The sequence below is a fragment of the Bacillus cereus group sp. BfR-BA-01524 genome, assembly GCF_022662595.1.
GTDB lineage: Bacteria > Bacillota > Bacilli > Bacillales > Bacillaceae_G > Bacillus_A > Bacillus_A thuringiensis_S.
In genome coordinates this window covers 1-13,840 of sequence record NZ_JAKUDW010000063.1, presented here as the reverse complement: position 1 = coordinate 13,840, position 13,840 = coordinate 1, and the positions used below count along the sequence as shown (strand labels likewise).

Sequence of the window (13,840 nt, the reverse complement as noted above, 5' to 3'; positions counted from 1 at the left end):
TGTAGCATGATTTATTTTATTGAACAAACAAAAGCATGCATAATCATTTCATTATTTTTGGAAAATATCCAACTTTTTCACCATGAGCTAATAACTGCTGTATAAATTCTTTATTAATTGCTGGTACTATCAATTCTTTTTTCTTAATCCATTCATTCGTTCTACGCGTACCCATTACAATTTCAGATTGCTGCGCTCCATCTCCTGCAACTTGAGAAGCAATTAACTCAGCTACTACTTCATTTCCCTTCGCTAATTCAAGTCCGGTATTTACATATTCTGAAAGTGGAACCATTTCAAGATTGTATCCACACTCTCCAATTAGCTGTATAAATTGTTCAAACTCAATTTGATGTGGATGACAGATGTGCAACGTTTCTCCATCTATTTGTGAATCTTGTACATACGTTACAATTGATTTACTAGCAAAATCAATTGGTGTGAAATCGATTCCCCATTTCACATTAGGAGCTTGTCCAATAAGTAGCATCGCTTTAATAAGACGATAGAATGCGTTTCCTTCGATATTTTGTTGGAATACACCTGTCTCTGAATGACACGCTAAGTTACCTGCACGATAAATATTTCCACGGACACCCTCTTGTATCGCTTTACGAACAAGGTTTTCTGCCTGTAATTTGCTATCAGAATACACATTCTCTAACTCTACATCGTAATTAAAATCACCTGTTTCCACATATGTGTCCCATTGCTCTATTGCTAATTCTATCGGAATACCAATTGTTGAAATAAAGTGGAATGATGCTCCTTCTTCCGCTAGGGCTAACATACGACTCGTTCCTTGCACATTCACATTTTCAAACTGGGCTACATCTCCAAAATGTCTTACATCTGCACCGCAATGAATCACCGTATCAACTTTGGAGCGAATAAATTTAAATTTATCCTCATCCATACCAAGATACTCTGCCCCAAGATCACCAGGTACTGCTGTTATGCGTTGCAACCATTCTTGACTTATATCTTTAAAGTAATTTGTTAATGTATTAACAATTCTTTGTTGTATATCTTGCGTCGGTCTTACTAAGCAATAAATATGTGCTGTTGTATCTTTTAATAATTCATACAATATATGTGAACCTAAATAACCTGTAGCTCCCGTTAAAAAGATATTTGAAACTTTGCTGTCTGTCACTTCATTTATACGGGAAATTGGATCTGGCTCATGTATAACTTTATATTCATGGAATACTTCTTCTTCCTCAACTTTTAATTCTCTTTGAATTTGTGCTAACCCATATATCGTTCGTTCCTGGAAGAAGTCTTGAATTGTTAAATACGGAAAGTCTTCTTTCAACAAAGTTAAAACTCGCAATACTTTCAATGAATGCCCACCGATTGTAAAGAAATCATCATGAACACCAATTTTTGAGATTCCTAATACATCAATCCAAGCTTTCGCTATTTTTTCTTCCGCTTCGGTAGATGGTGCAATATATTCTTGTAAACGAAGTGGTTCATAGTCTGCTTCTAGTTGTGCTAATCGCTTCAAATCAACCTTTTTATTCGGTGTAAGTGGCAGTTCATTAATATAAATTAATTTAGACGGTACCATATAATCTGGTAATCGTTCTCTTAAATCATGTATTAAAGTTTCCATAGCAACTTCATTACTAGTTGTATAGAAAGCAACTAAGTAATGACTACCTTCTTCACCTTTCTTCGTAAATACAGCTGCATCTTTTACCATTTCATATTTTGCAATTGTGTTTTGGATTTCACCCAATTCAATTCGATGTCCTCTAATTTTCACTTGATTGTCTTTACGATGTAAAAACTCAATATTTCCGTCTTCCAATATTTTAACAATATCACTTGTTTTATATATCTTACTATCATGTTTTTCATGATGTGGAATAAATACTTCCTCTGTTTTTTCCGGCTTATTAAAGTAACCTTTTGCTAAACCTACTGACTCTATATATAATTCTCCTGGAATACCAATTGGACAAACTTTCATATTGTCATTTAATATCCAAACTTTATAATTATCCGCTGGCTTCCCGATTGGGATACTAGCAAGTTGATCGTTTAACTCCGCTGGAATTGGATATGTCGTTGTTGTAATTGTACATTCTGTCGGGCCATACGCGTTATTTAACTGAACGTGAGTACCAATTCTCTCTCGCCATAGTTTTACCACTTCAGCAGTAAGCATTTCTCCACCAACTGCAATCCTCTTTAATGAATCGAGCTTATACTTACTTTCATCTGGAAGATATGTTGCTACTTGTTGTAGGAAAATTGTAGCTAAGCCTAAAATAGATGTTGCCTTTGCTTTATAAATTGCATTTGCAAAAGCTTCTACCGAAAGCCTTTGTTCATCCAATAACACATATATATTTCCACCGCAGAATAATGACGCGAATAACTCCCAAATAGATGCGTCAAAACTAAATGAAGGGAACTGCGCGAAAATATCTTCTTCACTTAATTCATAATGCCTTTGCATCCATGTACATAAATTCACTACTCCGCGGTGCGCAAGCATTGTTCCTTTCGGATTTCCCGTAGAACCGGATGTATAGATCATATATGCGATATCATCAAGATCAATTGCCACGTTCACATCTATTTCTGAAAATTGTTCAATATCGTAAAGAGATAATTCTCGAATATCCTCAAACGGTACTTTCGCTTCTTTCGTTAAAACTAATTTTGATTGGCTATCCTCGATAATATATTGCACTCGATTTGCTGGATAATCTGGGTCAATCGGAATATAAGCTGCACCTGTTTTTAAAACTGCTAATATACTGACTACCGTATCAATACTTCGCTTCATAAAGATACCGACATAATCACCTTGTTTCACCCCATGATGTAATAACATGTGAGCAATTTTATTACTTTTTTTATTTAGTTGTTCATATGTTAATGTTCCCTCCACCGAAGATAAAGCTATACGCTTTGAAAATTTCCTTACTGTTTCACAAAACATATCCGCAATACTTTTATTCGGGTATAGCACTTCTGTGTCATTTATTTCTTTATATATCACTAATTCTTCTTCTGTAATAATATTCATATCTACAACACATTGCGTCTCTTTTTTTATACCTTGCTGAATTACATACTGAATTTGCTTTATATAGCGAAGTGCTGTTTCTTCTTTCAATTGCTTTTCATTATAAGAAACTTCAAAACAACTATCCTTTAATTCAATAAAGTTTAATTGACTATTTCTATTTTCTTTTCCTACTGTAACTGCAGGTTTCCCCCATTTTTCTTCATCATATTGTAACAATATCTTCCGTTCTTCTTCCATACTTTCTAACTGCATGATTTGATCATTAATTTCTATCCTTAGCTCTTCATAAGAAAGTTCTTGTTCAATTGTAATACATAACGGATAACTACTCTGTCTCATGTAATAAGGTATCACTATACGTTTTTCATTACTAACATGATATAGCCATACAAAAGTAGCTGCGATTAAATCTAATTTATTTCGTTCAAACGCTTGTATATCCTTAATTTTCATTTGAGTATATTCATTTACTTGAATATCCTTTGGTATCATAAACGGTTCATAATTTTGTTGCGAAAATTGTTCATATCTCTCCACATATGAACGTTTTAAGAAAATACTCATACTGAATCCTCTCACTCTCCATAATATAAAAATGAAACTTTGATCATTGGAGGACATGTTCCACCAATGATTAAAATCACAACCATATATCATTAGATATAAATATATAATTATTCATTTTAAAAAAAGATTAAGGTGTAGATTAAATCTACACCTTATATTATTCTATTAACTTTTAAATTCCCCAATTAACTCTTGCAGCTCCTGTGCAAGCCAGCTTAAAGAAGTAGCTAATTCTGCAATATCTTGTACTGACATTTCCTGTTCTTTCATACTCTCTTCAATATTACCACTACTATTCGCATACGTATTTGCAATATGTGATAGTTCATTTACAACTTGAACGATATTTTGGCTATTTTGCAAAATATCACCTGAGTTGCTAGAAACCGCCTTAACTTGGTCCGTAACAGAATGTGCTGATTTTGAAATTTTCTCGAAGAACGCACCACTACTTTGAACAAGAGTAATTCCAGATTCTACTTCTTTTGAACCTTTTTGCATTGAAACTACAGCCTCTTCTGCTTCAGCTTGTGTTTCCCCAATTAATTTAGCTATATCTTTCGCTGACGTTTCAGTTTGCTCAGCTAATTTACGTACTTCATCAGCGACCACTGCAAATCCTCTTCCAGCAGCTCCAGCACGTGAAGCTTCAATAGAAGCATTTAACGCAAGTAAATTGGTTTGATTTGAAATACCTGTAATTACGGTTACGATATCACTAATTTCCTTCGATCTTGTTTCCAATGAATAAATAATCGAAGATAAATCTTTTACTGCATTTTGGATTAAATTCATTTGATTAATAATTTGTCCAATTACTTCATTACCTTCAATTGAATGTTGCTCCATACCTTCTGAGGCAACCGCAACCAGTTTCGCAGCCCCAGTTATCTCTTCCACCTTATTTTCCATTCCGTGCACAATTCCTAAGCATTGTTGTACTGAAGTTTCTTGAGACTGTGCTCCTACTCTTAAACCTTCCATGGAACCTGCAATTTCTTGAACTGCCATACTGTTTTCCTCAGTGCTTGCCGATAATTCTTGTGATGAAGAAGAAACTTGCTCTGCAGTTTGTTTTACTTTATCTATAATTCCTTTAAACTTCTCAATCGTTGCATTGAAATAAGTATTAATAATACCAATGTCATCTGGTCTTTCTTTTAATTTAATACTTAAATCACCCTCACCAACTTTACGTAATCCCTCTCTTAGGTCTTTTAATGGGGCTAACGAATTACGAACAATAAAGAATTGAATAACAGTCGCAATAGCTAATGAAATACAAATGAATAGTAAACCTTGCATCATAAATTTCTTCTTTGTATCTGGAATAACAGAAGCATCTACATCTGCCGCAACAATTGCGACAATATTTTTTTCTCCATCCGTAATGGGCTCTAATATTGTCACCCATGAGCCTAGTTCATCTTCATATACTTCTGTCATTTGTGCCTTTTTCGTATCTATCACTTTATCGTATGCCTTCATCCAATGAGCTGGTTGTTCATAATAGTCACCCGGCTTTACAGGTACTGCATTTGTTAACTCTGTAGTCAAACCAACGATTTGTAATTCTCGTTTGTCATTGGGTTTTGCTCCCGTAATATACGTTTGTCCAACACTTTTTAAATCTTTTGTCACTTCATCTAATTGCTCTTTTAACTTTTCCTTCTTCTCCTTTTGGGCTGTAGGATCTTTCGCAAGATCTTTCACTAATTCTGCGTCTAATTGATTTATTACAGTATCTCCTGTTTCAATAGACTGTCTTTCAAATAAAGACATCATACTATTTTGAAACATGTTGAAACTTAACGCGCCCATACTTCCAACAAGCGTCAAAATAACTAGTACGGTTAATAAGACGTTCTTTTGAAGAAACGTTAACTTATGCCAATACTTTTTCATTAATATCCACCTTCCTTAATTAACATAACAAAAAAACAAAATATACGAATATTTTGTTTGAAAATGTTTCTCAATATATTCGAGAATAAAAAAAAGCCAATGTAAAATCATTGGCCAAGACCAACCCTATCCGTCCGGTAACTGGCTAGCATAGCCTTTCGACCTTAGCTCCTGTAGTTTTGCGTCCTCATGTTTCCATCAGTTTGCCTTTCTCGCTGAACGAGTTGAACGATATGGGAGTTCTATGAGAATTAATTTATTCTCTTTCAAAGATTACAACATATAAATCAAAATGTCTACTTATTTAGAGATATAAATACAAATTTTTAACGCATTGCTTTTTCGAAATAATTTCAAAAAGTACGTGAATGTTACTTTTTTTGTGTTATATAATAAAAAATGTATAAATAACAAGGATTTCTTCGGGTATTTATTTAATTTTCATTCAAATTAAACTATTCGAATATATCTTAATTAATGAATTTCGGAGGTAGTTTATCATGTTTTGGCTACAATTTCTTACCTTGTTACTCTGTATTTTTATTGGTGCACGCCTAGGCGGAGTTGGTTTAGGAGTAATGGGTGGAGTTGGTATGGCAATACTCGTTTTTGTCTTCCACTTACAACCGACCGCGCCTCCTATTGATGTAATGCTCATGATTTTGGCAGTAATTACAGCTGCTGGTGCTTTGCAAGCTGCTGGAGGAATGGACTATCTTGTTCATCTAGCTGAAAAAGCATTGCGAAAAAATCCAAAGCGTATTACTTTTTTTGCTCCAATTGTTACTTATTTATTCACACTATGTGCAGGTACTGGTCACGTTGCCTATTCTGTACTTCCTGTTATTGCAGAAGTCTCTCGTGAATCAGGGATTAGACCGGAACGCCCAATGTCGATTGCCGTAATTGCTTCTCAGCAAGCAATTACAGCTAGTCCGATTTCAGCTGCCACAGTTGCTCTTTTAGCAATGTTCGCTGACTATAAAATTACCTTATTAGATATTTTAAAAGTAAGTATCCCTTCTACTTTCATTGCTTGTATGTTAGCAGCATTCGTTGCTAGTAAGATGGGAAAAGAATTAAATGAAGACCCTGAATACTTAAAACGATTAAACGAAGGAATGATTCCTAAACTTGAAGAGAAAAAAGAATTTGTAGGTGTAAAAGGCGCCAAATTATCAGTTATCCTTTTCCTAGTTGGAACCTTCCTTGTTGTACTTCTTGGTTCATTTGAAGCACTTCGTCCAGGATGGATAGTTGATGGGAAGTTAGCTCGTCTTTCCATGCCGAACACAATTGAGATGGTTATGTTAACTATCGCGGCTCTTATTATTATTTTCTGTAAACCAAATGTAGAAAGCATTGTATCTGGTAACGTCTTTAAAGCAGGAGCAACAGCAGTTGTTGCTATTTTCGGTATCGCTTGGATGGGAGATACTTTCTTTAATGGAAACTTAAATATGATTCAAGGATCCATTCAGCATTTAGTAACAAGTGCACCTTGGCTATTTGCCATCGCGCTATTCATTCTATCTATTTTACTTTACAGCCAAGCAGCAACAGTACGTGCCTTAATGCCACTTGGACTATCCCTTGGTATTCCACCAGCACTACTGATTGCGATGTTCCCTGCAGTAAATGGATATTTCTTCATTCCAAACTATGGAACAATCGTTGCTGCCATTAACTTTGACCGTACTGGTACAACAGGTATCGGTAAATACGTATTAAATCATAGCTTTATGATTCCAGGTTTAATCGCAACATTTACTTCTATCGGCATTGGAATGCTTTTAATTTCTATTATGTTTTAAAGAAAAAGCACAAACCTTTATTTAAAAAGGTTTGTGCTTTTTTAATCAAACGTTTGTTTAAAATTTGGGGCAGTCCATTTCTCCATGTAGCACTTAAAATACTACACGTCCTTCCCTACAAACTTCTCTTTACTTCTTCAGCTAATTTTCTCGTACTTTCATACGCAGATTCAGCTAAACTAATTGCTGAAATAACTGAAACACCTTCCGCACCCGCCTCTATAACTGCCGCTGTATTTTCAATTGTAATCCCGCCAATACCAACGATTGGCACTGTAATTCCTTGTTCTCTAAAATAAGCTAATCCTTTCGTTCCTTGAACCGCTTTCGTATCTTTTTTCGTACTCGTTGGGAAAATAGGTCCAACGCCTAAATAATCTGCTCCATGTTCGATTGCAAAGCGTGCTTCTTCAATTGTATGAGCAGATACACCGATAATTTTATCTCCCATTTTTTCACGAACAGATGTAATTCCTTCATCATCTTGTCCTACATGAACACCATCTGCATCTAATTCAATGGCTAATTCTACATCATCATTTACAATGAAAGGAACACTATATTCCTTACAAAGAGTCTGCAATTCTTTTGCAAAACGCACTCTATCCTCTCCAATTAAAGAACCTTCCCCCTTTTCACGAAATTGAAAAATTGTCACTCCACCATCTAACGCTTCTTTCAATACAGTTAAAGGATCCTTCGTGCAGTTATTGCTTCCCATAATAAAATACACTTGTAATAGGTTAGACATTTTCTTTGTTTCAATGCGCATCATGTGTTTCATCCCCCTTACTCTAACTCCTCAATCTTCCCATACTTCTCCATATCAGCTGAAGTTGTATTCGCTAATTGATTTAAAAATTCAATTTGGAAACTACCTGGCCCTTTTTCTACTGTTTTAGCAGCTGCCAGTTCTGCAGCTACACCATAAAACGTTAATGCGGCTACTGCTGCTTTTACATAATCTTTTTCAACTGCTACAAATGCTCCTATTACCGAAGTTAGTAAACACCCTGTTCCCGTAACTTTTGTTAAAATAGGATGACCATTTCGAATAAGAACAGTTCGCTCTCCATCTGTAACAACATCTTCTTTTCCAGTAATGACCGCAACTGTATTTAGTTCATCTGCTGCCTGCCTTGCAATACTTACAACATTTCCATTTCCAGTACCAGCGTCTACCCCTTTAATTTCCCATTTCTCATTAATAACGTTTGCTATTTCAGCCGCATTTCCGCGGATAATTGCTAAATCGATTTCAGCCGGAATATGTCTCGCAACTTCTGTTCGATACGAAGTTGCTCCTGCACCAACTGGATCAAATAGTACTGGCACATTGTTCACATTTGCTGATTTACCAGCGAGTAACATCGCTTCTACTTCCTCAGGACGAAGTGTCCCCATATTTAATACTAACGCTCCAGCAATGCCAGCCATTTCTGCTACTTCCTCTTTTGCATACGCCATTACAGGCGATGCCCCAAGTGCCAACAAACCGTTAGCAGTAAAATTTGTTACAACAACATTTGTAATATTATGAACTAACGGATTAGATTCTCTCACCAAATCCACTACTTTACTAATTTCTTTCATATTCATCCTTTTCATCTCCTAACTATAATGATGGGAGATACACAAAAAGACACTTTGCGCGTACGCAAAGTGCCTGAACATGTGCTTTTACACTCTCCCTACGCTGGCATTATCCAACAGGTTCAAATGGTCAATGACGGACTAGTAGTCATCCTCTCAGTTTGTATCCACAAACTCCCATGTGTTTCTTATTCATCTACTTCAAAGTCTACTCTTATTCTAGTAAAATAACAAGTTCTTTACTTTTCTATTTAATATAGGAGCAACTGATAAAGTGAAGGCTTTTACGGGCAGTTGTTCCCCCACCTAACTTATTTGCTTTCGTTGAATTTTGAGGTGGGGATCTTACTGCCCGTTAATGCGGGATAAAGTGAAACTTTAATCAGTGGGGGTTTTGTTCATTCCATTAAAAACAGCTCAAATATGGAGCGAAACTGAATCTCAAGAAGATGTATGCTATATTTAACTTATGGAAATTTGAAAGGATGTTTTTAATATGTCAAAAAGCGTTGTAATCGCTGAAAAACCTTCCGTTGCACGAGATATTGCTCGTGTACTGAAGTGTGATAAAAAAGGAAACGGCTATCTTGAGGGTAGTAAATATATTGTAACTTGGGCTTTAGGTCATCTCGTTACATTAGCAGATCCAGAAAGCTATGATGTGAAATATAAACAGTGGAATTTAGAAGATTTACCGATGCTACCGGAGCGTTTGAAATTAACGGTTATTAAACAAACTGGTAAACAATTTAATACTGTAAAAAGTCAGCTACTTAGAAAAGATGTAAATGAAATTATTGTAGCAACAGACGCTGGACGTGAAGGGGAATTAGTCGCACGCTGGATTATCGATAAAGTTAAGCTAAATAAACCAATCAAACGTTTATGGATTTCTTCTGTAACCGATAAAGCAATTAAAGATGGTTTTGCAAATTTAAAACCAGGTAAAGCCTATGACAATTTATACGCTTCAGCAGTTGCACGTTCAGAAGCTGACTGGTATATCGGTCTTAATGCAACTCGCGCTTTAACAACTCGCTTTAATGCCCAGTTAAATTGCGGCCGTGTGCAAACTCCTACTGTTGCTATGATCGCTAGTCGTGAGGATGAAATAAAGAACTTCAAAGCACAAACTTACTACGGCATCGAAGCTCAAACAATGGAGAAACTCAAACTTACTTGGCAAGATACAAATGGCAATAGCCGTAGTTTTAATAAAGAAAAAATTGATGGTATTGTAAAAAGTTTAGATAAACAAAATGCTACTGTTGTGGAAATTGATAAGAAACAGAAGAAATCATTCTCTCCTGGTCTTTACGATTTAACTGAATTGCAACGTGATGCAAATAAAAAGTTCGGTTACTCTGCCAAAGAAACATTAAATATTATGCAGAAATTGTATGAACAGCATAAAGTGCTAACGTACCCTCGTACAGATTCACGCTACATTTCATCTGATATCGTTGGAACACTTCCAGAACGTCTAAAAGCATGTGGTGTTGGAGAATACCGTCCCTTCGCACATAAAGTATTACAAAAGCCTATCAAACCTAACAAATCATTTGTTGATGATAGTAAAGTAAGCGATCATCATGCGATTATTCCAACAGAAGGATACGTTAACTTCTCAGCATTCACAGATAAAGAACGCAAAATTTATGATTTAGTTGTAAAACGTTTCTTAGCTGTTTTATTCCCAGCATTCGAATACGAGCAACTAACATTACGTACTAAAGTTGGTAGTGAAACGTTCATTGCACGCGGAAAAACAATTTTACATGCTGGTTGGAAGGAAGTATACGAAAATCGATTTGAAGACGATGATGTAACTGATGACGTAAAGGAGCAGCTTCTACCTCGCATTGAAAAGGGCGATACATTAACTGTAAAGTTAATTATGCAAACATCAGGTCAAACGAAAGCACCTGCACGCTTTAATGAAGCAACTTTACTTTCAGCAATGGAGAATCCTACAAAATATATGGATACTCAAAATAAACAACTTGCTGATACGTTAAAGTCAACTGGTGGATTAGGTACTGTAGCGACACGTGCAGATATTATCGACAAACTTTTCAACTCTTTCTTAATTGAAAAACGTGGTAAAGATATTCACATTACATCAAAAGGTCGTCAATTACTTGATTTAGTACCAGAAGAATTAAAATCACCTACACTAACTGGTGAGTGGGAACAAAAACTTGAGGCAATTGCAAAAGGAAAACTCAAGAAAGAAGTATTCATTTCGGAAATGAAGAACTATACGAAAGAAATTGTTTCTGAAATTAAATCGAGTGATAAAAAATATAAACATGACAACATTTCAACGAAGTCTTGTCCAGACTGCGGCAAACCAATGCTAGAAGTAAACGGCAAAAAGGGAAAAATGCTCGTATGCCAAGATCGTGAATGTGGTCATCGTAAAAATGTATCTCGTACAACAAACGCTCGCTGTCCGCAATGTAAGAAGAAATTAGAATTACGTGGTGAAGGTGCAGGTCAAATCTTTGCATGTAAATGTGGCTATCGCGAGAAATTATCAACATTCCAAGAGCGACGTAAAAAAGAATCTGGAAACAAAGCTGATAAACGTGACGTTCAAAAATATATGAAACAACAGAAAAAAGAAGAAGAACCATTAAACAACCCGTTCGCAGACGCATTAAAAAAATTAAAGTTCGATTAAACAAAAAGGTTCCTACCGCTCTCGGTAGGAACCTTTTTCTTAATGAATAATTTTACTTCCTTTTGCATTCTCAACAAATTTTTCACTTGATTTGTTAATTGGTGTTTTCAGTAATAACGCAGCAACGATCATAACTACTACGAAAACACTTAACACAAGTAAGTCTCTTATTACGATATCCCAAAGCATTCCGCCAACCGTTTCACGAATTGCACTAATTGCGTATGTGAACGGTAAGAACGGATAAATTGCTTGGAAGAATTTCGGTGTCATTTGAATTGGGAATGTTCCGCCCGACCCTGCTACTTGCAATACAAGTAAAATGATCGCCATTGATTTCCCAACGTTTCCGAAAATAGAAACGAGTGAGTATACGATGCAAACGAAGACTCCACCAATAAATAAACTAAATAATACAAACCAGAACTTATCGACTACGTACGTACCGAGTAAGAATATATCTCCCATCGATACGATAAACGCTTGTGAAAGACCTATCGTTAAGAATGTTAATAAACGTCCGAAGTAAATTTCATGGCTCTTATAATTCGCGCCCTCTTCGTGTACTTCTACCGTTAATAATGAAACCATTAATAATGCGCCTACCCATAATGCAAGCACTGTATAGAATGGTGACATCGCTGAACCGTAGTTTGGCATCGCAAATAATTTATTCTCTTTTAAATTGACTGGATTCGCAAAGTAATCACTTTGCTTCTCAACATCGTTTTTCAATAAGCGTATAATGTCTTTTAAATCCTCTTCAGATTCAAAATCACGAATTTTATCTGCTAATTCTTTAATCTTTTTCTCAGTCTCCGGCATTTCAGCTTTAATATCTGCCAATTTCTTTTTCCCGTCTACTAAGCCTTTTGATGAATCTTCTAGTAATTTTTTAACATCCGGAAGCTTTTTGTCTGCATCATTTAAAATTTGAGTTGTATTTTTCGACATCTCTTTTGTACGAGCAATTGCTGTATTGAAATTAGGTACAATTTCTGAATCATACGTCGATAATACATCTGTTAATTGAGCTGATCCGCCCTTCGCAGCATTGTTAATACTTTCAATTACATCTTTTGTAGGTTTCTGGCCATTGTTAAGAAGTGTAATTCCCTTATTCGTTGCCTCTACACCTTTTTGTAAGCTGCTTTTCGCTTTGTTTAATTTTGCGATTCCATTATTAAGGTTTTTATCACTATTTACATCCGCTAAAACCTTATTTGTACTTTCTAGAACTGGAATCATATCATCAATTAAACCGATTCCAGATTGGAATTGACCATTTAAGCTATTTAAAGCTACTTTCGTTGAATCTAAACCGTTAATACCTCTATTTTGTACATCTTCTTTTGCTTTCTGTAAATCTGCTTTTGCACCCTCAATACCATTTTTTACTTTATCGTAATCTGCTTTTGCATTATCATATACTGCATTTGCATCAACTTTGGCTTGATCGACTGTGCTAACTGCTTTTTTATAATCTGCTACAAACGTTTCATTATAATCTTTTTCAGCTTGATCAATTAATCCATTTGCTGCATCTAATTTTTGATTCGCTACATCTGTTACATCTTTCTTTACTTCTTGTCCTTTGCCAATAACATTTACAATATCTTTAATACCGTTATTTGCATTTTCCATACCTTTTTTAACATTAGTTAAGTGATTCACTCGCCCTTGGAAAAAGCTTTGACCAAAATCAGTAGTCGCCGATTTTTGAAGTTCAGTAAAGAAATTAATAAGATATGAAATACCATCTGTACCAGTTTGTAATCGTTCTGATACCGCATTTAAATCTTTCTTTGCTTGTTCTGGATCAAACTGACCATTTTGCAATCCATTTAAAACACTTTTCCCATAAGCTGTTCCTGCACGTGATGAACTTAAAACATTATTTACTGTTTGATTAATATTTTGCGCTATACTCTTATAACCATCACTATTCAACTTAGAAAGATCTGGTCTCGCTGGGAATTCAGGTAATCCATTCATTCCAGACAAGTCAGGAATATTTAGTTCTACACCTGGATTCATTAAAAAGTCAGTAAATGCAGCTGCACTATCCATAACGCCTTTTGCTGCCACTAAATCATTTCTTATCGTCCCTGGAGCATTTTTTAATGTTTGATCTTGTCTTGCAAAGAACTTATCTAAATTCGCCAATGCTTCCTGCCCATCATTTATTACACTCTCTACAACAGGTAAATCTTTTTGCGCTAC

General features: G+C 35.4%; 7 protein-coding genes and 2 riboswitches. Of the genes, 2 read left to right on the top strand and 5 right to left on the bottom strand.

Going from position 1 to position 13,840, the window contains the following annotated elements:
• Nucleotides 1–43: 43 nt before the first annotated feature.
• On the bottom strand, nt 44–3,610 hold the full coding sequence (locus tag MR170_RS20675; RefSeq protein ID WP_481746785.1) for a non-ribosomal peptide synthetase: 3,567 nt from the start codon (nt 3,608–3,610) through the stop codon (nt 44–46).
• A gap of 174 nt (nt 3,611–3,784) precedes the next feature.
• The gene (locus MR170_RS20670; protein ID WP_016083674.1) at nt 3,785–5,524 is read right to left on the bottom strand and encodes a methyl-accepting chemotaxis protein; all 1,740 of its coding nucleotides are present in this window, start codon (nt 5,522–5,524) and stop codon (nt 3,785–3,787) included.
• A gap of 133 nt (nt 5,525–5,657) precedes the next feature.
• A riboswitch (cyclic di-GMP riboswitch) is annotated at nt 5,658–5,742 on the bottom strand.
• 282 nt (nt 5,743–6,024) lie between these two features.
• On the opposite strand from MR170_RS20670, the gene MR170_RS20665 reads away from it, so the two are divergent.
• Nucleotides 6,025–7,338 (top strand): anaerobic C4-dicarboxylate transporter family protein, encoded by a 1,314-nt coding sequence (locus MR170_RS20665; RefSeq protein WP_043937733.1) that lies wholly within the window; start codon nt 6,025–6,027, stop codon nt 7,336–7,338.
• Nucleotides 7,339–7,453: 115 nt separating this feature from the next.
• Here MR170_RS20665 and thiE read toward each other — a convergent pair whose 3' ends face one another.
• Both thiE and thiM read right to left on the bottom strand, forming a co-directional pair.
• A complete protein-coding gene (thiE, locus tag MR170_RS20660) occupies nt 7,454–8,113 on the bottom strand; it encodes a thiamine phosphate synthase (RefSeq protein ID WP_242309073.1) in 660 nt (219 codons plus the stop codon).
• Between the two features lie 14 nt (nt 8,114–8,127).
• On the bottom strand, nt 8,128–8,937 hold the full coding sequence (gene thiM, locus MR170_RS20655) for a hydroxyethylthiazole kinase (RefSeq protein ID WP_016083677.1): 810 nt from the start codon (nt 8,935–8,937) through the stop codon (nt 8,128–8,130).
• Nucleotides 8,938–9,009: 72 nt separating this feature from the next.
• Nucleotides 9,010–9,122: riboswitch (TPP riboswitch) on the bottom strand.
• 305 nt (nt 9,123–9,427) lie between these two features.
• On the opposite strand from thiM, the gene topB reads away from it, so the two are divergent.
• Complete coding sequence (topB, locus tag MR170_RS20650) at nt 9,428–11,617, top strand: DNA topoisomerase III (protein WP_242309071.1); 2,190 nt, start codon at nt 9,428–9,430, stop codon at nt 11,615–11,617.
• A 39-nt stretch (nt 11,618–11,656) separates the two neighbouring features.
• On the opposite strand, the gene MR170_RS20645 is transcribed toward topB, so the two are convergent.
• Nucleotides 11,657–13,840 (bottom strand): YhgE/Pip family protein (locus MR170_RS20645; RefSeq protein WP_242309069.1); only part of this gene is annotated, 2,184 nt, incomplete at its 5' end.

What these genes read in the sequence shown, in the direction of transcription:
- topB (WP_242309071.1), top strand. Translation starts at nt 9,428, where the DNA reads ATGTCAAAAAGCGTTGTAATCGCTGAAAAACCTTCCGTTGCACGAGAT.
- MR170_RS20670 (WP_016083674.1), bottom strand. Translation starts at nt 5,524, where the DNA reads ATGAAAAAGTATTGGCATAAGTTAACGTTTCTTCAAAAGAACGTCTTA.
- MR170_RS20665 (WP_043937733.1), top strand. Translation starts at nt 6,025, where the DNA reads ATGTTTTGGCTACAATTTCTTACCTTGTTACTCTGTATTTTTATTGGT.
- thiM (WP_016083677.1), bottom strand. Translation starts at nt 8,937, where the DNA reads ATGAATATGAAAGAAATTAGTAAAGTAGTGGATTTGGTGAGAGAATCT.
- thiE (WP_242309073.1), bottom strand. Translation starts at nt 8,113, where the DNA reads ATGATGCGCATTGAAACAAAGAAAATGTCTAACCTATTACAAGTGTAT.